A 22,082-nucleotide genomic window follows, 5' to 3' on the forward strand; every position below is an offset into this window, starting at 1 on the left:
GTCTGTTCCTTGAAAAAAATAAGCCCGCATTGTGAGTGCAGGCCAGGGTCCGGCGAAAGTGGTGAATGCAACGCCGGCGCCAGGAAAACTACTCAGGATGATAGGGATTGCGTTGCAGCACCTTGTCCAGAATCCGGTCGGTCTTCAATGCCTCGATCGCCAGCGAGGGGTGCTCGGCTTCGCCGCGAATATGGGCGTTCATGCCCAGCACATGGTGCCACTGGATATGCGTGTGGCAAGGCACCTCCAGCACTTCGTCGACCGCCCCTTCAAGCCGCAACGGCTGGTCGTCGAACACCGCAAACGTGATCCGCCCCAGGGTGCCGATCAGCTCGACGCGATCTTCACGGCGGTCCGCGACAAAGTTCCAGCAGCCCATGCCCAGCGCGCCGGAGCTGAAAGTCCAGCAGGCGGTCACCGCGTCTTCCGCCGCATACTGTCCGGCCTGTCGCGCGCTAAACCCGGCAACCTCGACAATGTCGCCGGCCAGGTACTGGAACAGATCAAAGCCGTGGCTGGCCAGGTCGGCAAAGTAGCCGCCGCCGGCAATGGTCGGGTCGGTGCGCCAATTGGCGGCACTGGTGTCTTCGATGGCTGGCGGCTTGCACAGGGACCAGGTCAGGTGACGCAGTTGGCCGATGCGTCCATCGCGCAACCAGTCGCGCACTTGCTGGAAGCGCGGCAGCGAGCGGCGATAGTAGGACACAAACAAATGCAGCCCGGCACGTTCGAAAGTGCGCTGCATCAATGCGCCCTGCTCGGCATTCAGCGCCATGGGTTTTTCGACACAACAGTGCTTGCCGGCGGCCGCGACCATCAGGCTGTATTCGAGGTGGCTGTCGGGCGGTGTAGCGATGTACACCGCGTCCACCTCAGGGTCGTTGATCAGTGCCTGGGCGTCGGTATAGAAACGACCAATGCCGTGGCGTGCCGCATAATCGCGCACAGCCTCTTCGCGGCGCCCCATCACGGCCACCAGGGCCGAACCTGGCGCTTTGTAGAAAGCAGGTCCACTCTTTAACTCAGTGACGCTGCCACAGCCGATCATGCCCCAACGTACCGTCTTCATCTGCTCCCCTCGTGCGTTGTCGTCAATCGACCAGTATCTATATCCTCACGCAGATGCGCCACCACCACCCAGCATGACATTTGCATTACACTTTTATGACAGACATCTCGCTGCGGGGCACAGACGATGAAAATACGCGCAACGGTGATTTGCGAACACGAGGGGCATATCCTCTTCGTGCGCAAAGCCAGATCTAAATGGGCGTTGCCGGGCGGTAAGGTCGAACGCGACGAGCGCCCGGTAGGCGCCGCCGAACGGGAGCTGGAAGAAGAAACCGGGTTGAACGTCGACGGACTGCTGTACCTGCAGGAATTGAAGGCGCGCGACACGCTGCACCATGTGTTCGAGGCGTCGGTGGTGAACATCGCGCAAGCACGGCCGTGCAACGAAATCATCGATTGCCGCTGGCACGCCTACAGTGCGATGGACGAGCTGGACACTACCGATACCACCCGGCACATCGTCAAATCCTTTCTGCGACGCCTGTAGTTCCGCGCTCTGTCCGGCGGCCTGTGCAGATTCTGCGTCGGGGCGCTTCACTCGAATGTGCTCAGGCAGGTTATCGACTTGCTCGCCACCGAAATCGGTAATCTCATCCAGCGAGTTGGATGGAACAGTGTGATGCTCGAGTTTGCCGAGAACATCGACGAGTTGCTGTACCAAGCCAAGCACAATGGTCGGATGCGCGCGGAGCTTGTTGATGCCGACAACAAATCCCAGGCAAAAAAAATCCCAAGTAGCTGATGGAAACTTGGGATTTAAAAAATGCATAAACCGTGGGAGGTGAACGCCCGGCTATAGTACCGATTGCCTAATCCCGTAACAAGATGGTTTTAATCCTTTCGTCGGAATAAAACAATCGTAAGTCCTTCAATAACCACACATTTATCAAGGTAGGGAGGTATATAAGTGCCACTTTTTGGTGCAAATACCATCGCGACTTTGAAGTACTATTCCCCTTTATAAAGAAGGGTTATCAATCGATCTCGGCGTCAGACTTTTCGATGACTGTCCGCTCAACTGTTTGCACGTATTGCTAAGTTCAATCCTGTTTGCCGACGCGGCACTGGCCACGCGCTCCACTTGCCTGCAGAGAGCCAGGTACTCGACGGTCTGTTCACGCTGGCGGTCGACTTTGGCATTGAGTTGTACGAAATAGATCCCCAGCAACACCGCAACGCACAACACCGCGACTGCGAAGTAGCGCAAGCTGTCGGGCGACCGGGGCTCCGGAGGGGTCATCATTTTAATGCGCCCTGCTCTTCCGGCAGCGAACGTCGGCGATCAGGAACAGCGCGGCGACATCATCCGACGTCGCCCCGGGAAAAAGCGTTTGCATACCAGCCTCCTCAATGACGGGGCAATTGTATGCAAATAGAAACACTGAGATTGTCGTGGATTTGTAAACCGCGCTGCTCGACCAGCAAGAAGCGCCTTATTTGCGCGCCACTTTGTAGCGCACGCAATCCTGATAGAAACTCTGGCGAATCGCCTCGGGCTTGAGCCGTGAACGGCTGTCATAGGTCTGCTCGGTGATGCCCATGGCCATCATCCGCATCCATGACTTGTTGAACTTGATGGTCTGGATCTTCTGCCGCGCGGCATACAGTGAAACGCCCGACAGCTTGAGTTCCTGTGCCCTGGCGGCCGTGCCCGCGCCCCAACTGCACATGTACTTGTCGCCCTCGCGCAACTCCCGCGCCTGTACGGCAGCCGCGCCGCCGGCCAGGGAACAGGCGATCAGCATGATTCCTACATTGCGCATTTGCTTCCTCACCTAACCAGCTGAAAATAAAAGCGATTCTGGCGAGAATTTTGTTACAAAGGGGCCACTAAATTGCCTTATCGCACGGATTGAAGGATCGCCACAACGCGGGCTCAACTCGCCGGCCGGTATCTGGAAACCGGGCGGCAAGACGAGTGGTTTTATTTGCGCGAACGATGACGGGCGGTCTCGCAATCGGTCGGATCGACTTTTTGGGTAGCCCTTTCAATTGCTTTTTCGCGGGATTTTCCCTGGGCGTGTCAGCCCCTTCTGATTTTTCCAGCCGTTCGTCCAGCGTCTTTTTTCCGCGGCAGACTCCGACGTCTTACCCTTTGCCGAGACGTCACGGATGACTAACGCTTCCCACATTGCCTTTATCACACCTGAGCTGGATGGCATGCATCAACGCCGGGCCGAGTATCCCCAGCAGGTCAACGCCGGGTATGGCGCACTGGATTCGCTGAGGCTGACCGATGCCGCACTGGACGGGCTCCTGCCGTTCGAATGGACGCGGTGCTATCACCCCCGTGCGGTGGATGTGGACTGCGGATTGGGGGTTTGCTGGAGCCACTCGCTGGCGCATCGGCTGACGCTGACAGACGCCTCGGCGGTGTGGATCGACCATGAGCACCGATCGACCGCCCTGCCCTTACCGACCGAGGCGCGACCGACAACCGGCAATCGCCAGGCCGACGCCGCGATCTACCTGGGCGCGCGGTCGGATGAGCTGGTGCTGTGCCAGGCATCGCGCTTCTACCACTTCTGCCACGGTGTGCTGACCGCGATCAGCGATGCCTACGGCAACCGGCTGCGAATTGTCCGCGATGTGTTGGGGAACATTGAACGCCTGGATAACAGTGTCGGTCGCTCGCTGTTTTTCCGTTATGAGCGCGGCCACTTGGTGGCCCTCGATTACCAGGTTCAGCGGCCCGCGGGCGGTGCGGCAGGGGATTGGATGACCGAACAGACCGTGGTTTCCTACACCTATGACGACATTGGAAGACTGGTTTCGGCGACCAATGCCGTAGGGGAAAGCGAGACCTATCGGTACGACGAGCAACACTTGATCCTTGAACGCCAGTTAGCCGGCGGCGCGCGCTTCTTTTGGGCTTGGGAACGAGCTGGCAAGGCGGCGCGATGTGTCCGGCATTGGGCGAGTTTCTTGCAGATGGACACGCGGTATGCCTGGGAGGACGACGGTAGCGTGACCCTTCACAACGCCGATGGGAGTCAGGAAACCTATGTTCATGCCCCGCAGGCACGGCGGGTGCAGCGGGTGGGTCCGGATGGCGCCAAGCATTTCAGATCCTATGACGACAAGGGCCGTCTCACAGTCGAGCAAGACCCCCTCGGCGCGGTAACGGCGTATCAGTACGACGACGCTGGATGCTTGGTCGCTTTTTTTCCGGGGGAAGATGAGCCAATGTCCTACGAGTATGACAATGGACTCTTAAGAGTTGTACGTCGTGGCCAGGCAGTTTGGAACTACGCACATAACGACCAAGGCAATGTCATTCGTCAGACCGACCCCGATGGCAACGTTACCGACTATAGCTACAACCAGTATGGCCAACTGATCGGGGTATGGTTTCCCGACCATAGCTGCCTGCGGCGGTGGTGGAATGAGCGTGGGCAGTTGCTTGAAGAACACTGGCCAAACGGCAGTGTGAAGCGCTATCGCTATGACGATCTCGGTCGGAGGGTGGCGCAAGAGGACAAGCATGGGGTGGCGACCCAGTACCAGTGGGATGGTGTCGGACGATTGGTTCGTGTGGTCATGCCCGGCGGTGGCACGCGGGAATACAGCTACAACCCCTACGGAAGAATCACCGCCGAACACGATGAACTGGGGCACGTCACTCGCTACGAATACACCGACGGTCTGCCCCTGATCAGCCGCCGCATCAATGCGGACGGTAGCCAGGTCAACTACCGCTACGACCACGTGCGATTGTTGCTCGCCGAAATCGAAAACGAAGTCGGCGAAATCTACCGCTTCGACTATCACCCCAACGGCCGGCTCCAGCAGGAAATCGACTTCGACGGCCGACGCACCGCCTATGCCTACGACCTCAACGGTCACCTGCTGGAAAAAACCGCACACGGCACCGACGGCAGTCAGCTCGTCACCCGTTACCGGCGAGACCACGCCGGCCGGTTGGTCAGGAAAACCCTGCCCGATGGCGGCATTGTTGAATATACCTACGACCGCCAGGGCAACCTCCTCAGCGTCGACGACGGCTACCGCCCGCTTACCTACGAATACGACCCGCAAAACCGCCTGATCGCCGAACACCAGGGCTGGGGCACACTCCGTTATGGCTACGACGCCTGCGGCCGACTCAAATACCTGCGCCTGCCAGACAACAACCAGCTAGGGTTCAACCATGACAAGGGCGGCCACCTCGCGACCGTTGAACTCAATGGCGCGCTGTTGACGTCTCACCTGTTCGACGCCGGCCGAGAACACCAACGCGCCCAAGGCAAACTGCTCAACAGTTACCAATACGATGAGCATGCACGCCTGTTCAACCATGGCATCTGCGATATCGAAGGCACTCGCTACCGCCGCCAGTACAGCTACGACAAAGCCGGCAACCTCAGGTACTTGCTCGACACCCGCAAAGGCGAGCACCGCTACCACTACGACACGCTAAACCGTCTGGTCCGCGCTGATCATTCCCAGGCTGCACAGGAACGTTTCGCCTACACGCCAGCGGGTAACCGTCTGACGCTCCAGGATGGCCGCCAATACGACTATGACGCCTTTGGCAATCTCATCCGCGAACGGCGTGGCCAGGCCCACTCTGTCGTTACCGAATACCGCTACGACTGCCAGCAGCGCCTGATCGGCCTCACCCGCCCCAACGGCCAAACTGTCCACTACCGCTACGACCCGTTTGGTCGCCGCATCAGCAAAACCGTCGCCGGCACGACCACCGAGTTTTTCTGGCAAGGCGACAGACTGATCGCCGAACACCACGCGCAACGGCATCGCAGCTACGTCTACGAACCCGACAGTGTCCGCCCACTGGCCCTGCTGGAAGGCTTCGGCCCACAGCACACCACGCCTTTCCACTACCAACTGGATCACCTTGGCACCGCGCAGGAACTCACCACCCCCGACGGCGAAATCGTGTGGTCCGCGCACTACCGCGCCGATGGCCGGACTACGCGATTGGACGTCGAAAAAATCGAAAACCCGCTGCGCTCCCAAGGTCAATACTTCGACCGGGAAAGCGGGCTGCACTACCATCGCCACCGCTACTACGATCCGGATAACGGTCGCTGCCTGACGGGTGGGCAGGATCAACGCCTATCGGTAAGCGCCCAAATCCACGGGGCGGGTCTGCAGGCGGGTGAAAGCTCGCGGCGCGATCAGGCGATCAACTCCACGCCACCACCAACAACCCGGCGCCCAACAACAGGCACAACGGCGAATAAAAATACGTATCCCACCGTGCAAACCGCGAACCACCGACCTTTTTGAAAAAACCCACCAGCTCCGAATCGCCGATTGCCCTGGCAAACATGATCACGGCAATCGCGCTGATGCCCCATTGCAATGCGCCATGGGACACCGGCGAAAAATACAGCCCGGCCCGCAGGCAAACGAGCAAGGCGATTGCCACCAGGCCCATCGCCACCAGCAAGGTGCCCAATGCCGAAGGCTTGAACGCCAGGCGGGGGCCGCTGGCGAATTCGCCGGGAAGTTGAGGGATGGCGGCGAGGCTGCCGAGCTTGCCACCGGCGGCCCAGTACAAATGCACCATGCTGACAAAGGTGAAAATACCGACGATCCATCGTGCGACGATAAAGCTCATGGCGGCCTCTCCCGGAATTTGTGCGAAGTAGGATAGTCCCCCTGAGATTTTTTGCAGGCATTTCGTCGGCGGCCGATGGTAAAGTGCCACCCCATGAAAATCACCCGTGCCGACCGCTCGCTCATTGCCTGGATGCTCTACTGCAGCGTCCTGTTCAATGTGTTCGCGTGCAGCATTGGTCATGGGCAGATGGTGGGCATGCAGCTCAACGGCATCGGCGGGCAGTTCTGTACCGTCGACCCACGCACCCAGGCGCCCAAGCCGTCCACCCCCGCCGATGAAAGCCTGCCGACGCTGTCCAAGGCGTTTGGTTGCCCGCTGTGCTCGACCGGCGGCATGGGCCCGGCGCTGAACTCCAGCCTCAACGTCGCGGTGTTGCCGCAACCCCACGCACCGCCGCCGGCTATCGTACTGGCGGCTGACATTCCTGCCCGCTTCACCTGGCCCACGGCCCACCCACGGGCGCCTCCCGCCCTCGCCTGATCCTCGCGCTTTCTGATCTGCACTGACACCGTTTCCGTAAGGAAGTACGGGCGACTGTGCGTTGTTTTCAAGCAGGTTTTTCAGGATTCAAGCATGAAACATTTACCTCTGTTGGCAGGCCTGTTCGGCTGCCTGCCAGTCTGTGCCTGGGCGCTCGAACTGGCCCCGACCACCATCGATGGCGAACCCTCCCACGAACCCGGCCTGGCCCTGGACCAGTCCAGCGGCGTGGCATCGCGACTGGGGTTGAGCGTGCGCGAAACGCCCGCCTCGGTGGCGATCGCCAACCGCAATGACATCGAGCGCCATGGCGCCAAGACGTTCCGGGATGCAGCCAATACCTTGCCCGGTGTCAACGCCAGCGCACCGCCGGGGTTTGGGGGTTTTGTCTCGTATCGTGGGTTTACCAGCAGCCAGATCACCCAGATGTTCAACGGCATCAACGTCGCCACCGGCCTGGCCCGGCCGGTGGATGCGTGGATCTATGATCGGGTGGAACTGGTCGGCGGCCCCTCGTCCTTGATCAACGGCGCTGGCTCCGTGGGCGGTTCGCTGAACTACGTGACCAAGCTGGCCACCCGCGAAGAACAGGCCGCCGAAGGCCAACTGACCTACGGCAGCTACGACACCGCCGGCATGGCATTCGGCCTGAACCACGCGCTGACCGACCCCAGCGCCGACGTGCAGCATTACGCACGCCTGGACGTCAGCCGCAACACCAACCACAGCTACATCGACCGCGACCAGCGCGACGCCTGGAGCGTAGCGTTTTCCCTGCTCAGCGACCTTACCCCCAACCTGTCCCATACCCTGGCCCTGGAATACCAGGACGAACATGAAGACAGCCCGTACTGGGGCACGCCGGTGCTGAACCCCAAGGCCGGCGAGCTGAAGATCGATAAACACAACCGTTTCAACAATTACAACGTCGCCGACGGTCGTTACGAACAGCGCACGCTCTGGGCGCGTTCGATCATCGACTACCGGATCAACGACAGCACCACGCTGAAAAACACCCTGTATCACCTGGACAGCCAGCGCGATTACCGCAACCTGGAGACCTACCAGTACAACGCCGACAACAGCGCGGTGAACCGCTCGACCGCGTACCAGGTGCGTCATCAGGGTGAGCAGAATGGCAACCAGTTCGAGCTGCGCCACGACGACCGCGTCTTCGGCCTCGCCACCACCTGGTCCGGCGGCTTCGAATACAAGGTCAACAGCACGACCAACAGCCCGCTGAGAGCCGCAGGCAACAGCACGGTCGATCCTGACCATTACGACCCGGGGTACTTTTACGACATCCCAGGCACCCGACCGGGCTTTATCAGCGACAAGACCAACGAGGTCACCACCAAAGCGCTGTTCGTGGAAAATCGCCTGGGCCTGACCGATAAACTGACATTGCTGACGGGCCTGCGCTACGACGCCATCGACCTGGATGTCACCAACCATGGCGCGATAACCGCCAGCAGTCCACGGCACTTCACGCGCAGTTGGGAGCCGGTGACCGGGCGCGCGGGCCTGACCTACCAGTTCATCCCGACGGCCAACGTGTACGTGCAATACAGCACGGCCGCCGAACAGCCGAGTACCACCACCCAGGTATTCGACGTATCGACCGGCAAACAGTGGGAGGTGGGCAGTAAATTCGATTACCTGGACGGTCGCGGTTCGGCCACCGTCGCGGCTTACAAAATCGAGCGCAAGGACTTTGCCGTCACCGACCCGCTGGACCCCACCAACAGCATCCCGGTAGGCGCACAGTCGTCCAAGGGCATTGAGTTGGCCAGTTCGTTGCGCATCACGCCGCGACTACTCGCCGAAGGCAACTTCGCCTGGGTGGACGCCGAGTACGACGAGTTCAACGAAAAAATCGCCAGCGGCGCGGTGGTCTCACGCAAGGGCAATACGCCGACCAATGTGCCCAAGCGCGTCGGCAACCTGTGGCTGACCTATGATTTTTCCGAGGATTGGCAAGGCGGCGTGGATGCGCGGTATGTGGCCCAGGTGTATGCGGATAACGCCAACACTCAGACAGTGCCGGCCTACACCCTGTTCGGCACATTCCTGCGCTACAAGGTGGACGCCCACACCTCGGTGACCGGCCGCGTGCGCAACCTGACCAACGAGGTGTATGCCGAATTTGCCCATGTGTCGCCGGCGTATTACCTGGGGTCGCCGCGCACGTTTGAAGTGGCGGTGCAAACCCGCTTCTGAGGCTGGAATGCTAGCCAATGTGAAAGCGGGCACACGCTGACAAGCCCGCTTCCACATTCTTGCCCCGCGTTCTGCCGCAGGATGGGACGCTATTTCAGGCTGGCTTCAACCTTCTGTGCCACATCCTCCGTCAACCAGGCCTTCCACACATCAGGATGCGCCTTGAGAAACGCCAGCGCGACGTCCCGTGGCGCGGTGTGATTCTCGCTCATGGTCGCCAAGGCTTTGTTCAGCGGCTCGATCGGGAACTCGACTTTCTCGAAGAACCCGACAATCTGCGGATGTTCTTTCTGGAACGGCGTGGACACGCCGATACTCAACTTGGACGCCAAAGACCGTGTCGGCTTCGGATCGGGATTGTCCGCATCCGTCAGCGTCTTCCACGCCTCGGCATCGAACGCCGGCTCTTCCAGCTGGATCAATTTGTAGCGCCCCATCAAGGGCGTCGGCGACCAGTAATAGAACAGCACTGGCTTACCGCGACGAATCGAGGAAGTTATCTCGGCATCCAACGCCGCCCCCGAGCCACTGCGGAAGTTCACATAGCTGTCGTCCAGGCCGTAGGCCTTGAGTTTCTGTTTGTTGACCACTTCCGAGGTCCAGCCAATGGGGCTGTTGAGAAAGCGCCCTTTGCCTGGGGATTCGGGGTCCTTGAACACGTCCTTGTAACGCGCCAGGTCCGCGACACTTTTGAGGTCTGGTGCCAGGGGCTTAAGGCCTTTGGCGGGGTCGCCCTTGACCACGTACTCCGGCACCCACCAGCCTTCGGTGGCGCCCTTGACCGTATCGCCCACCCCGGCCACCTTGCCTTCGGCCTCGGCCTTGACCCACACCGGACTGCGGCCTGCCCATTCTTCGCCGATCACCTGGATGTCATTCTTCGCCAGTGCGGTTTCCAGGGTGATGGTGGTGCCGGGCAAGGTGTCGGTGGGCAGGTCATAGCCCTTCTCGACGATATAGCGCAGCACTTCGGTGATCAGACTGCCGCTTTCCCAGTTCAGGTCGGCGAAATGCACAGGCGCCTGTGCAGCCGAAACCGGCAACGAAGCCACCGACAGACTCAGGCTCGCCAGGGACGCCGCCAACAGGGATCTCAATCCTTTCATGCCTTTGCACCTCACGTGTTCGCTGCAATAACGGACGGCTTGGCCGCCACTGCGCGAAGCCTCTGAATAGTTAAGTCAACTCAACTGTAGTAGAGGTTCCGGGAGATAAAGGCTGTTTGCTGTACGAGCGGGTTATTCGCTGGCCTTGAAGGTCACCAGTTCACCCTTGCGCCACTTGGCGGCCTTGCCGGTCACGGCCTTGAGGGTTTTGGTCAAGCCTTCCTGCAATTGTTCGTTGGCGGCAAACACCAGCATCACGCTGTGACCTTCCTTGAACACAATGCCCTGGCCTTCGGCCGAGGAAACAAAGGCATAGTCGCCCAAGCCATACACCGTCAACTTGATATCGCGGAACTTCAATTCAAACTTGCCACCTTCGCGACTGGGCAATACCGCGGCACGAAAATGATCACCGACCTTGAGTTCAAGGCGTTGTTTGTCATCCACGACCAATGCCGATTCAGTATCGATCTCGGCGATATAGATGCCTTCCGGTGTCTGTTCAGTGATGTAAACAAAACGGGATTGAAACTGCTTGACCAACTTTGCGCGCAAATCACCCAGCACGAATAACGCGTGCATATCCAGATTACTGACTGCCAAGGAAACGCCCCCAGATCAAAAAAAGCACTGTCCGCCGAAACGGGCAGCACAAAAAAGCGGCCATACCGGCACGCTGACACAACGCATTGATTAAAAACCCTGAAAAAACGCCCCTGCGGTGCCATAAGACTAATACAGGCATACACGACGAGCCTTATGCAGGCCATCGATCTTCACAGCAAATCACAGGTTTAACAGCCCGAGAAGACGGGTCGACCAGCTTCAGAGAATAACCCAATTAAAAAGCGCAGTTTCCGACAACCTGCACAAAACAAAACATCTGGAATGGAACCGAGTACCGATTGCCGACGACAATATTAAAACAGCAACACGGGTCAAAACCACCCGTTCCGCTGCTGGCGGGCCAACCAGATCGATCGACAGGAGCTGACCATGCAACGACGTCAACACAACGCTACGTCTTCCAGCACTCACTCATCCTATCAAGACGAGCGCCAATACTACTGCTTGCACAGCCATGATGGGTACTCAAACTCCGTGCTTTATCAAGTTGTACCGGCCGGACGCAACTTCTTTCATATTCTGGAAGTCACCAGCGGCAGGATCAAAGGCTTTCGCAGCAACCATATCCGCGCCTGCGAACTGGCAAAAACCCTCGAGGCCGCCCTGCACGCCCCGCACGGCGGGATCGTTTCGTCACCTGGATGACTTTACCGCGCCGTCGCCCCTCAACAACTGCCATACTGGCCCGTCCATTGAAGTTTGCCCCGTGCGGGTCAGGTTTCATCAGTGCAGTTACCTTGAAGGGAAGGTTATACGTGACGGAATTTGATATTGGCGAATTTTTTATCCATGGCGAAGCCAAGGAAGTAGACGGAGAATTCCAAGCAGTTATCGTAATGCGTGCCAAGCCCCCCTTGACCACGATCACAATGCACCAAGTGGAAAAAGATCGTTGGTTCAAGACCGCGGACGCCGCCGCCGTCGCGGCAAAAGAAGCCGCCAGGGCCCTCAAGACAGCGGTGGACTCAGGGGCGTTGACCTCCTGAGAATCCGATAGAACTCTACTGCGCGACAAGCCTCCGATGCATACCCCCCCAAAACCGGCATGGAGAACGATATGGATGCGCCAGTACCAACCCTTGAAACCCTGTTTGATCAACTGGGCCTGGATTCCACCCCGAAGGACATCGACGCGTTTATCGCTGTCCATCCTTTGGCCGACGACGTCAAGCTGATCGACGCGCCCTTCTGGACGCCCCAGCAGGCTCAGTTTCTCAAGGAAGAACTTCGGGAAGACGCTGAATGGGCGATGGCCGTGGATGAACTGAACCAGCGTCTGCACCAAGCGCAATAACACCCCTCAATGCAGGCTGTCTGACTGTTCCATGCGCAACAGTGCTTGCCAGGCGGCCCTGCACTCCTCGGCTTCATCACGGCTGGCGAAGGCGGTGCCACGCTGCTCACCGTTGAGCAGCACGACCCAACAAGCCTTCTGACCCAACGCACGCAGGGTTTCGGGTACGCCACTGCCAATCATCACAGCGACATCGACTTTGTTTTGCATGGAGCTTCTCCGCAACAATCGTTAGCTAACTAACAACGGCGGCCATGCTACGTTTTTCCTACCCTCAGAAAAAGCTATCCCCTGGATAGCTCTATTGCGCAAACAGCAACAATCTCTAGTGCCTGGCCTTCGTGCCTTCGGGTTTATAGCCCAGGCGCAACCCGCCCCAATGCCGGCCCTTGACCATGATCGGCACCGACAAGTCGTGCATCAACTCACCGGTATCGCGGGTGTAGGTCTGCAACAGTACCGCTTGCTGATGGCTGCCACAGCGAATCCCGGTACGGTCATCGAACTTGCGCTTGGTGCGATTCTGTAACGCATCCACCTGTACATCGCCGGTCAAGGGTTGGGAAAACGCCTTGTTGTGTGTCGGCACATACCCCTGTTGCGTACAGGCGATGGCAAATACCAAACCTTCGTGTCGCGGCAGCAGCGCCTCTTGAATCGCCGGCAAAACCTGATCGGTGTAGCTGTCAAAACGCGTGTGGTACTTGCTGGGGTGGGTGTTGGGGATCGCCGCGTAGTTGCGGTCGAACAGATCCTCCAGGCTGACGCGGTTTTGCAGTACATCAGCCTCGAACTGTTCGGCGATGCGGCTCGCGCCTTCGCGGGCGAGGTCGTAGACGCGCTGGTGATAGTCATCCAGCCCGACGGCGGCCAAGCGTTCGCTGATGGTTTCGGCCTGCCCTTCCATTTGCACGGCGGCATCGGCCAGTTGACGGGTTTGCTCGTCGCTCACCGTCAGGTCGCTGCGCATTTGCTCCACGGCATGGAACAGGCTGTCGAGTTGCGCCCGATTGGTCTCGGTGCCTTGGGCGATTTCGTTGACCTGCCCTTCGACATCCGCGGCCAGGCTGGCGATGTTCTGTAACTGCTCACCGGCGTGTTCCACCTGCTCCACGCCGGTGTGCAGGTCCGCCGACAGTTGGCGAATCTGCTCCACCACCTGGCCGGTACGTTGCTGGATATCGGCCACCATCACCCCGACTTCCTCGGTAGCGGTAGCGGTACGGCCGGCCAGCCCGCGGACTTCATCGGCCACCACGGCAAACCCGCGCCCATGCTCGCCAGCACGCGCGGCTTCGATGGCGGCGTTCAAGGCCAGCAGGTTGGTCTGGCTGGCGATGGACTGGATCACCAGGGTCACCCGCTGGATTTCCTCGCTGCGCTGGCTCAGGGCTTCAATCATCTCGCGGCTGGCATTCGCGCGCTGGCTGAGTTGGTGCATGCGGGTGATCGACTGGGCCAGCACTTCGCGGCCCTCGGTACTGCGCTGATGCGCCTGGCTGGCGGCGCCCAGCGCCTGGTGACTGAGTTGGGAGGTAACTTGTTCGGTGCCGATCATCACTTCGGCGCTGTTGACGATCTGCTGGGCAGCGCTCAACTGCGACTGCAGGCGCGCAGCCAGTTGCTTGACCGAATAGGCCACGCCGGCCGCCGACAATGCGTTATGGCTGGTGGTATAGGACAGGTCGCGGGTCAGGTCGCCAATCGCATCGACCGCTTCGGACGGCGCCGCGCTGGGCGTGCGTTTTTTCAGACGGGGCAGCCAGATCACCAGCAAGGCCAGTGTCAGGCAGAGATAAATCGGCAGGCTGGCAAACGCAAGGCCGAGCAGGACCAGCACCACGGCGGTGCTCTGCAAAAGCGGCGTCAGCCAGCCGGGCAACCCGCGCACCACCGCGTGCGGTGGCACTGCTGCGCCCATCAGAGATCCGTCTCCAGCCATCTTCGTCACCCCACTGCTTGTCATTATTGTCTCTGCATTAAACGCCACTATCAGGCCATTATCTATGGGCCTTTAGTGGGGGAGCTTGCAACAGATCAATATAGCGGGCGTAACGGATATTTTCCCTGGGGAGCGCAGTACTCGCCCCCCAGCTTCAGCGCATCAGGCTTGACGCTGGTGCTTGTCGATCTGCTCGTGGCGCTCTTGCGCTTCGATGCAGTACTTGGTGGTCGGGCTGATCAGCAGGCGCTTGAGGCCGATAGGCTCGCCGCTGTCATCGCACCAGCCAAAGGAATCTTCCTTGATGCGCTCCAGTGCGCGCTCCAGTTGCGGCAGCATGCGCTGGTCGCGATCAATGGCATTCACCAACCAGGTGCGCTCTTCTTCCACGGAGGCGGCATCCGCCGGGTCGGCCGGGGTGTCCAGGCTCTCAATGGCGATGCGGTTCTGTTCAATGCGCTCGTGGTGTTCCACTTTCATGTCTTGCAGCAACTGCTCGAAAAAAGCGTGCTGTTCGGCATTCATGTAGTCATCCGCCGGCATGGCCAGCAACTTTTCCTTTGTCATTGATTTCTCTATAAAAAATACGTGCATTAAGGCGAATAAGGGAGCGTTCCGGTCAACCTCTGCAGGTCTCGGAAAGGCGCCATCCATTCCAAGCGCCACCCGGCACTCAATTTACGAGGGGCGGCAGTCTAAGGCCGACTTGAGGGCGCAGCAACTGAAAAGACAGGCATTTTTTCCAAGATAACCCCCAAAGGCACCAGGACGGGCTTGGCGAATGGTCATCGGAGTGCGTTTATAGCAAGAAATTCAGTGTTGTGGAGCTATATAGAAGACAAACGGTTGGATCTGACGAATACAGGCCTGAATGTGGGAGGGGGCAGGCCCCTCCCACATTTTGCACTGCGTCAGCGTTTTAGCTTGCGCTTGTTGCGATATTGGTCGATCACCACCGCCGCCACGATAATCAGGCCCTTGATGATGTCCTGGATATACGCGTCGACCCCGACAAAGGTAAACCCGCTGGCCATCACCCCAAGGATCAGCGCACCGATCACGGTGCCGGTGATGCGCCCTACTCCGCCGGCCAGGCTGGTGCCGCCGATCACCGCGGCGGCAATCGCATCCAGTTCGTAGGACATGCCCATGCCGGCCTGGCCGGTGGCGGCACGCGCCGAGGCCACCACACCGGCCAGGCCCGCCAGGAGCCCGGCGATGCTGTAGACGATGATCAGGTGGCGCTTGACGTTGATCCCCGAGGTGCGCGCCGCCTGCATATTGCCGCCGATGGCGTAGGTGTACTTACCGTACTTGGTGTAGCGCAGGGCGATATGGAAGATCACCGCCACCACCAGAAAGATGATCACCGGCATCGCGCCATGCCCGATGGCCGTGTAGGAATCCGAGAGCATGCTCACTGGCTGGCCTTCGGTGTAGTAACGCGCCAGGCCACGGGCCGACACCATCATCCCCAGCGTTGCGATAAACGGCGGGATACCGGTCACCGCGATAATGCTGCCGTTGATCGCGCCCGCCAGCAGCCCCACGCCGAGCCCCGCCACCACCGGAATCCACACCGGCAGGTCGGTCAGGGACGGAAACACCGCACGGGAAAAATCAGATGTTTGCGCAAGACTGGCAGCGATCATCGCCGATAACGCCAAGACCGAGCCGGAAGACAAGTCGATCCCGGTGGTGATGATCACCTGGGTCACACCGATGGCCAGCAGGCCGATGATCGACACTTGCAGGATCATCAGCACCAGGCGCTGGGAGTTCATCAGGAAGCTCTGGTCTCGCACGATCCAGCCAAACAGCTCAAACACCAGGCCGATGCCGATCAACACCAGGAAGATGCTCAGCTCGGTGGGCAAGCGCCGACGGTGCTTGACCGCTGCCGTGGCAGGCTTGTTGTCTGTTATTGCGTTCATAGCCAATCACCTTTTTATTCTATGGCGCGGGCCAACCGCAGGCCCGCACGGCTGTTCGTCAGTGGACCGCGGTCATGCCGGAGGCCAGCTGCATGACTTTTTCCTGGGTCGCGTCTGCACGGTCCAGGGTGCCCATCAGTTCGCCTTCATGCATCACCATCACCCGGTCGCTCATACCCAGCACTTCAGGCAGCTCCGAGGAAATCATGATCACCGCCATGCCCTCGCTGGCGAGGAACGCAATCAAACGGTAGATCTCGGCCTTGGCGCCGACATCGATGCCACGGGTCGGTTCGTCGAGGATCAGCAGGCGCGGGTTGGTCATCAGCCAGCGCGCCAGCAGGGCTTTCTGCTGATTGCCGCCGGACAAGGTGTCGATGCATTGCTCCAGGGACGGGGTTTTCACCCGCAGCTTCTTGCACATGTCTTCGCACAGCGCACGCAGGGCTTTCTGCTGGATAAACCCGTTGCCCGAGTAATGCGGCAACACCGCCATTTCCATGTTTTCCAGGACCGACAGGCACGGGAACAGCCCGCTGAGCTTGCGGTCTTCGGTCAACAGCGCAAAGCCTTTGTCGATGGCCATGTGCGGGTCGGTGATACGCAGCGCCTTGCCATCGAGGGTTATCTGCCCACGACTGCTTGGGCTGATGCCGAAAAGGGTTTCCGCCACGTTGGTGCGGCCCGAACCCATCAGCCCGGCGATGCCGAGGATCTCGCCGGCATGCAGGTCGAACGAGACGTTGTTGAACACGCCGTCCAGGCCCAGGTCGCGCACCGACAGCAGCAACTCGCCGATGGGCGTTTCGCGCACCGGGAACAACTGGCTCAGTTCACGGCCGACCATCATCGAGATCAGGCTGTCGCTGTTCATGCTGTCGGCGCGCTGCAGGCCGATGTACTGGCCGTCGCGAAACACCGCCACTTCATCGGCGATGGCGAACACTTCATTCATCTTGTGCGTGATGTAGACGATGCCTTTGCCCTGGGCCTTGAGGTCGGCAATGATCGAAAACAGGTGGGCAACTTCCTTCTCGGTGATGGCGGACGTCGGCTCATCCATGATCAGGATGTCGGAATCGTAGGACACCGCCTTGGCAATCTCGACCATCTGCCGCTCGGCGATGCTCAGGTTGCCCACCTGCTCCTCGGGGTCGAGGTTGATGCGCAGGCGGGCGAGCAATTGGGCGGTGCAGCGGTGCATTTCGCGGTGGTTGACCATGCGCAGGCTGTTGAGTTGCTCGCGGCCGATCCAGATATTCTCGGCGATGCTCATGTGCGGCATCAGGTTGAGTTCCTGGTGGATCATCGCGATTCCGGCCTTTTGCGCGGCCAGCGGCGTCTCAAACACAATCGGCTTGCCGCGCAGGCGGATTTCCCCGGCGTCGGGCTGGTAGATGCCGGCGATGATTTTCATCAGGGTCGACTTGCCCGCGCCGTTCTCGCCCATCAGCGCCAGCACCGAGCCTGGGCGCACACGCAGTTGTACATCGGCCAGGGCCACCACACCGGGAAAGCCTTTGCTGATGTTGAGGATTTCCAGCAGGTACGGTTCTTCCAGCAGCGACGGCTGGATACCGGGCGGCTGCGAGACAGTGGCTTGAGCAAGCATAGGGCGGTACTCCATCGACAGGGCGGGCACGACCGCCCTGCCGGCTTATTGTTGTGATGTAAGGGCTACTTGAAGTCTTTGACGTTGTCCGGGGTGATCAGCTTGAACGGGATGACAATGTTCTGCTCGATCGCTTCCTTCTTCGCCATCTTGCGCGCCGCCTCCACCGAGCCGACTGCCTGGCCCTTGGCATCCTGGAACACCGACACGGTCATTTCGCCCTTGGTGATCGCATTCAAGCCGTCCGGCGTGCCGTCGACCCCCGCAATCAAGACGCTGCCCGGCTTGGTGCCGGCCGATTTCAACGCCATGGCCGCGCCAATCGCCATTTCATCGTTGTTGGCCAGCACGGCATTGAATTCGCGGCCCTGGGTCAACCAGTCGTTGACCAGGGTCATCCCGCGGTCACGCAGCCAGATGCCGGTCTGTTCCTGCTCGATCTTGATCTGCGGGTACTTGGCCAGGACTTCTTTGATGCCCTTGGTCCGGTTGGTGGTGGAGTTGTTCGCCAGGTCACCGAGCAGGATCACCACCTTGCCCTTGCCCCCCAGTTTTTCGGCGATGTACTGCATTTGCAGCCTGCCGGCCTCTTCATCATCGGAGGTCACGGCCGCCACGCCTTTGGGCAGGTCTTTCTGGTCAGGTCGGCGGTTGACATAGACCAGCGGAATACCCGCTTCGAGCGCCGACTTGCTGATCCGCGCCGTGGACGCCGTGTCCACCGGGTTGACGATGATCGCGTCGACCTTCTGGCTGATGAAGTTCTCGACCTGGCTCAATTGCTTGACCACGTCGGCGCGCGCGTCTTCGAACTGCAGTTGCACGCCATCGCCCTTGGGGTAGGCCTTGGCTTGCTTGTCCATGAATTCACGCACATTGGTCAGGTAGGTGTCATCGAACTGCGACATGCTCACGCCGATCTTCAGATCGGCAGCCATGGCAAAACCGCTGGCCAGCAGCAGGGACAACGCCAGCGCGGTAAAACGGATCGGGGTCTTCATGAACGGTCTGTCTCCACTTTCTTGTTGGTTTTTTGGACGTTGCGTTTTTCAGAGCGAGGATGACGGCAGGCGGACGAGCGGTGCTCCCGGAATGCAGCACACCAGGGCGCCTTGGTTTTCGACGCACAGCACGTTGAGGAAGGAGAAGTAAAACGGCCGGGTGCGGGGCAGACCGCGTGGCGCAAGGGCTGGGCGTAAAACTCGCAGTACAGCGTGGAAGATTTTCATCTGACGGTACCTGGTTGTTTTTGATCTTGTTTTTGTTGAGTCGTCGGGATCGAGTCCGGAACGTACTTTATGCAACCTGGAAAAGACTTTATTGGAAAATAATTTCTATATCAACCTGTTTTAGAATTTTATTCTATTTTTGTCGAAACCACTTGCTGGCGCTCGGCGCTCAGGCGTGCGGCGTCCAATATCCTTGTGGTTTCCAGCGCCTCGTAGGCGTCCACCGGCAGCGGCCCCTGCCCTTGCACGGCGGCCTGCCACTGGCGATAGAACTGGGTCCAGCAACCTTTTTCCGACGGCACACGCTCGCGCTCGGGGCCTTGTTCGAACCAGCCCCAGCGGCGGTGCTCCTCGGCCCCCCAGTGCTCGCCCTCGGTTTTGGGCGACTTGCCGGCCATCAGTGCGTCTTCCTGGCCGTCCAACCCGTCGACGGTGTAGCAACCCAGGGTGCCGCTGACCCGCAAGCGCGGTGCCGGGCTGTTCTGCAAGGCGTTGCCCCACAGGTGGGAAATCACCCCGTTGGCGTGGGTCAGGGAGACAAAGAAGCCGTGGTCGATGCTGGGGTGTTCGGCGCTGTAGTGCAGTTGCGCGAAAACCCGATCTACCGGGCCGAACAGTTGCAGCGCCTGATCCACCAGATGGCTGCCCAGGTCGCGCAGCCAGCCGCCGCCGCTGGCATTGCCCACCGATTGCGGGCTGAAACGCTCGACGCGGGATTCAAACCGGGTGACAGCGCCGAGGGCGCCGGCGTCGATCAGTTTGCGCAAGGTCAGGAAATCCGAATCCCAGCGCCGGTTCTGGTAGACGCTGAGCAACACGCCCTGGCGTTCAGCCGCGGTGATCAGCACCCGGGCCTGCTCGGCGTTGGCGGCGAAAGGTTTATCGCTGACCACGGCGACGCCGTGCTCGATGGCCTCCAGCACCAGCGCCGGGCGACCTTTAAGCGTGGTGGAAATCACCAGGGCGTCAACGCCGGCCTCGACGATCTGGCCGATGCTGTCAAAGGCTTTAACCCCTGGAAGATCAGTGCTCAATTGCTGACGGCGCTCGGGTGAACGAGTCACCACACCAACAAAAGTAGCGCCGGGCAGGGTTGCAATCAGTGGCGCATGAAAGAAGCGCCCTCCGTGGCCATAGCCGACCAGTCCAATTCGCATACATTCACTCCTTTATTGAAGTGCACACCCAATCCAACTGTGGGAGGGGGCTTGCCCCCGATGGCGGTGGATCAGATCCAGATTCATTAGCTGACCCACTGCTATCGGGGGCAAGCCCCCTCCCACATTGACCGCGTGTCAGCCGCAGAAGGCAGGGTTGCAATCAGTGGCGCATGAAAGAAGCGCCCTCCGTGGCCATAGCCGACCAGTCCAATTCGCATACATTCACTCCTTTATTGAAGTGCAAACCCAATCCAACTGTGGGAGGGGGCTTGCCCCCGATGGCGGTGGATCAGATCCAGATTCATTAGCTGACCCACTGCTATCGGGGGCAAGCCCCCTCCCACATTGACCGCGTGTTAGCCGTAGAAGGCAGGGTTGCAGTCAGTGGCGCATGAAAGAAGCGCCCTCCGTGGCCATAGCCGACCAGTCCAATTCGCATACATTCACTCCTTTATTGAAGTGCAAACCCAATCCAACTGTGGGAGGGGGCTTGCCCCCGATGGCGGTGGATCAGATCCAGATTCATTAGCTGACCCACTGCTATCGGGGGCAAGCCCCCTCCCACATTGACCGAGTGTTAGCCGCAGAAGGCAGGGTTGCAGTCAGTGGCGCATGAAAGAAGCGCCCTCCGTGGCCATAGTCGACCAGTCCAATTCGCATACATTCACTCCTTCATTGAAGTGCACACCCAATCCAACTGTGGGAGGGGGCTTGCCCCCGATGGCGGTGGATCAGATCCAGATTCATTAGCTGACCCACTGCTATCGGGGGCAAGCCCCCTCCCACATTGACCGCGTGTCAGCCGTAGAAGCGCGGACGCTCAGGCAGGCTGACTTGGACAATTTGCCCACTGCCCTGCGCTTCAATACATGCATCCGCCGCCACCGCCGCTGCAAACCCATCCCACGCCGACGGCCCGCCCACTTGCCCGGCGCGCACGCTGTCGATGAACGCCTGCAACTCGACGTCATAGGCGCCGATAAAGCGGTCTTTCCAGTCCATCAGAATCGCATTGGACAGCTTGGCTTCGCTGCGCAATTGCACCTGCGACGGTTCCGGCAGCTTGGCGATACCGGTCTCCCCCACCACTTCGCACTGAATGTCGTAGCCGTACTGGCAGTTCACAAACACTTCCACATCGATGCGCGTGCCCTTGGCGGTTTCCAGCAGCACGATCTGCGGATCGCGCAGATGGGCCAGGGCCTTGCTGGTCTTGCGCGGGAACACCACTTGCACCGACACATAGTCGTCGTCGAGCAGCCAACGCAACACATCCAGCTCGTGGATCAGGGTGTCGGTGATCGCCATGTCGGTCTTGTAGTTCTCGCCCACCCGCGGGTTGCGGTGCGCGCAGTGCAGCATCAGCGGCTCGCCGATCCGGCCGCTGTCGATCACCGCTTTGAGGGCGCGATAACCTTCGTCATAGGGGCGCATGAAGCCCACTTGCACCAGGCGCTTGCCGTGCGCCACTTCGGCCTCGACGATCCTGCGACAGCCTTCGGCGGTGACCGCCAGGGGTTTTTCGCAGAACACCGGTTTGCCCGCCTCGATGGCGGCGAGCACGAATGCCTCATGGCTCGGGCCCCAGGAAGTGACAAGAATGGCTTCGACCTGAGGCGAACGGATCAGCGCATGGCCGTCCGGATACACCTCGGCGTCCAGTTTCAGATCCGCCACCACCTTGGCGGCCTGCTCCAGGTCGATGTCGGTCACCGCCACCACCTGGCTGTTGAGCAAGGTCTGGCTGCAACGACGAATATGGTCCCGGCCGATAGCGCCCGTACCGATAACACCCAGCTTCAACGACATACATTCAC

The 22,082-nt window shown here is 59.8% G+C and carries 21 protein-coding genes and 1 pseudogene; 8 read left to right on the plus strand and 14 right to left on the minus strand.

Annotated elements, in window-relative coordinates; genetic code table 11:
• Positions 1 to 88: 88 nt before the first annotated feature.
• Positions 89 to 1,069 (minus strand): Gfo/Idh/MocA family protein, encoded by a 981-nt coding sequence (locus LQ249_RS17455; protein ID WP_232565720.1) that lies wholly within the window; start codon positions 1,067 to 1,069, stop codon positions 89 to 91.
• A 126-nt stretch (positions 1,070 to 1,195) separates the two neighbouring features.
• On the opposite strand from LQ249_RS17455, the gene LQ249_RS17460 reads away from it, so the two are divergent.
• Together LQ249_RS17460 and LQ249_RS17465 are read left to right on the plus strand one after the other, a co-directional pair.
• The gene (locus LQ249_RS17460) at positions 1,196 to 1,558 is read left to right on the plus strand and encodes an NUDIX hydrolase (RefSeq protein ID WP_046383693.1); all 363 of its coding nucleotides are present in this window, start codon (positions 1,196 to 1,198) and stop codon (positions 1,556 to 1,558) included.
• Between the two features lie 78 nt (positions 1,559 to 1,636).
• Positions 1,637 to 1,813, plus strand: a complete 177-nt coding sequence (locus LQ249_RS17465) for a hypothetical protein (RefSeq protein ID WP_156422910.1) — start codon at positions 1,637 to 1,639, stop codon at positions 1,811 to 1,813.
• Positions 1,814 to 2,504: 691 nt separating this feature from the next.
• Here LQ249_RS17465 and LQ249_RS17475 read toward each other — a convergent pair.
• A complete protein-coding gene (locus LQ249_RS17475; RefSeq protein WP_026139966.1) occupies positions 2,505 to 2,834 on the minus strand; it encodes a hypothetical protein in 330 nt (109 codons plus the stop codon).
• Between the two features lie 460 nt (positions 2,835 to 3,294).
• Between LQ249_RS17475 and LQ249_RS17480 the strand changes: the two are divergent.
• A pseudogene (locus LQ249_RS17480) lies at positions 3,295 to 6,132 on the plus strand (DUF6531 domain-containing protein); the annotation flags it as partial.
• Between the two features lie 88 nt (positions 6,133 to 6,220).
• Here the strand turns inward: LQ249_RS17480 and LQ249_RS17485 are convergent.
• Complete coding sequence (locus LQ249_RS17485; protein WP_046383694.1) at positions 6,221 to 6,658, minus strand: DUF3995 domain-containing protein; 438 nt, start codon at positions 6,656 to 6,658, stop codon at positions 6,221 to 6,223.
• A 93-nt stretch (positions 6,659 to 6,751) separates the two neighbouring features.
• Between LQ249_RS17485 and LQ249_RS17490 the strand changes: the two genes are divergently transcribed.
• Complete coding sequence (locus LQ249_RS17490) at positions 6,752 to 7,141, plus strand: DUF2946 domain-containing protein (protein ID WP_046383695.1); 390 nt, start codon at positions 6,752 to 6,754, stop codon at positions 7,139 to 7,141.
• 93 nt (positions 7,142 to 7,234) lie between these two features.
• Positions 7,235 to 9,361 carry a TonB-dependent receptor gene (locus LQ249_RS17495; protein WP_046383696.1) on the plus strand — a complete coding sequence of 709 codons (2,127 nt, stop codon included), beginning with the start codon at positions 7,235 to 7,237 and terminating at the stop codon, positions 9,359 to 9,361.
• Between the two features lie 89 nt (positions 9,362 to 9,450).
• On the opposite strand, the gene LQ249_RS17500 is transcribed toward LQ249_RS17495, so the two are convergent.
• Together LQ249_RS17500 and LQ249_RS17505 are read right to left on the minus strand one after the other, a co-directional pair.
• Entirely contained in the window at positions 9,451 to 10,467 is a 1,017-nt protein-coding gene (locus LQ249_RS17500; protein WP_046383697.1) for an ABC transporter substrate-binding protein, read from the minus strand.
• Positions 10,468 to 10,599: 132 nt separating this feature from the next.
• On the minus strand, positions 10,600 to 11,049 hold the full coding sequence (locus LQ249_RS17505) for a hypothetical protein (protein WP_017846547.1): 450 nt from the start codon (positions 11,047 to 11,049) through the stop codon (positions 10,600 to 10,602).
• A gap of 414 nt (positions 11,050 to 11,463) precedes the next feature.
• On the opposite strand from LQ249_RS17505, the gene LQ249_RS17510 reads away from it, so the two are divergent.
• The 3 genes from LQ249_RS17510 (at position 11,464) to LQ249_RS17520 (ending at position 12,388) form a co-directional block, all read left to right on the plus strand.
• Entirely contained in the window at positions 11,464 to 11,739 is a 276-nt protein-coding gene (locus tag LQ249_RS17510) for a hypothetical protein (RefSeq protein WP_081610137.1), read from the plus strand.
• Positions 11,740 to 11,849: 110 nt separating this feature from the next.
• Positions 11,850 to 12,080, plus strand: coding sequence for a hypothetical protein (locus tag LQ249_RS17515; RefSeq protein ID WP_017846549.1), 231 nt, complete (start codon positions 11,850 to 11,852; stop codon positions 12,078 to 12,080).
• 71 nt (positions 12,081 to 12,151) lie between these two features.
• Positions 12,152 to 12,388, plus strand: a complete 237-nt coding sequence (locus LQ249_RS17520; protein ID WP_126589137.1) for a DUF2789 domain-containing protein — start codon at positions 12,152 to 12,154, stop codon at positions 12,386 to 12,388.
• 6 nt (positions 12,389 to 12,394) lie between these two features.
• Here the strand turns inward: LQ249_RS17520 and LQ249_RS17525 are convergent, their stop codons facing one another.
• The 9 genes from LQ249_RS17525 to LQ249_RS17565 all read right to left on the minus strand — a co-directional run bounded on the left by LQ249_RS17525 (position 12,395) and on the right by LQ249_RS17565 (position 22,074).
• Positions 12,395 to 12,598 (minus strand): hypothetical protein, encoded by a 204-nt coding sequence (locus tag LQ249_RS17525; protein WP_057004685.1) that lies wholly within the window; start codon positions 12,596 to 12,598, stop codon positions 12,395 to 12,397.
• Between the two features lie 115 nt (positions 12,599 to 12,713).
• Positions 12,714 to 14,354 (minus strand): methyl-accepting chemotaxis protein, encoded by a 1,641-nt coding sequence (locus tag LQ249_RS17530; protein WP_372812720.1) that lies wholly within the window; start codon positions 14,352 to 14,354, stop codon positions 12,714 to 12,716.
• Positions 14,355 to 14,492: 138 nt separating this feature from the next.
• On the minus strand, positions 14,493 to 14,897 hold the full coding sequence (locus LQ249_RS17535) for a TraR/DksA family transcriptional regulator (protein WP_010564800.1): 405 nt from the start codon (positions 14,895 to 14,897) through the stop codon (positions 14,493 to 14,495).
• A gap of 344 nt (positions 14,898 to 15,241) precedes the next feature.
• Positions 15,242 to 16,264, minus strand: a complete 1,023-nt coding sequence (locus LQ249_RS17540; RefSeq protein WP_017846553.1) for an ABC transporter permease — start codon at positions 16,262 to 16,264, stop codon at positions 15,242 to 15,244.
• A gap of 58 nt (positions 16,265 to 16,322) precedes the next feature.
• Complete coding sequence (locus LQ249_RS17545) at positions 16,323 to 17,876, minus strand: sugar ABC transporter ATP-binding protein (RefSeq protein ID WP_169881980.1); 1,554 nt, start codon at positions 17,874 to 17,876, stop codon at positions 16,323 to 16,325.
• A 65-nt stretch (positions 17,877 to 17,941) separates the two neighbouring features.
• On the minus strand, positions 17,942 to 18,877 hold the full coding sequence (locus tag LQ249_RS17550) for a sugar ABC transporter substrate-binding protein (protein ID WP_057004687.1): 936 nt from the start codon (positions 18,875 to 18,877) through the stop codon (positions 17,942 to 17,944).
• Positions 18,878 to 18,925: 48 nt separating this feature from the next.
• Entirely contained in the window at positions 18,926 to 19,105 is a 180-nt protein-coding gene (locus LQ249_RS17555; RefSeq protein ID WP_232565722.1) for a hypothetical protein, read from the minus strand.
• A gap of 128 nt (positions 19,106 to 19,233) precedes the next feature.
• Positions 19,234 to 20,262, minus strand: coding sequence for a Gfo/Idh/MocA family protein (locus LQ249_RS17560; protein ID WP_057004688.1), 1,029 nt, complete (start codon positions 20,260 to 20,262; stop codon positions 19,234 to 19,236).
• Positions 20,263 to 21,063: 801 nt separating this feature from the next.
• Complete coding sequence (locus LQ249_RS17565; RefSeq protein WP_017846557.1) at positions 21,064 to 22,074, minus strand: Gfo/Idh/MocA family protein; 1,011 nt, start codon at positions 22,072 to 22,074, stop codon at positions 21,064 to 21,066.
• Positions 22,075 to 22,082: the final 8 nt, after the last annotated feature.

The sequence above is a fragment of the Pseudomonas sp. 7-41 genome (assembly GCF_021233075.1).
In the GTDB taxonomy this organism is placed as follows: Bacteria; Pseudomonadota; Gammaproteobacteria; order Pseudomonadales; family Pseudomonadaceae; genus Aquipseudomonas; species Aquipseudomonas veronii.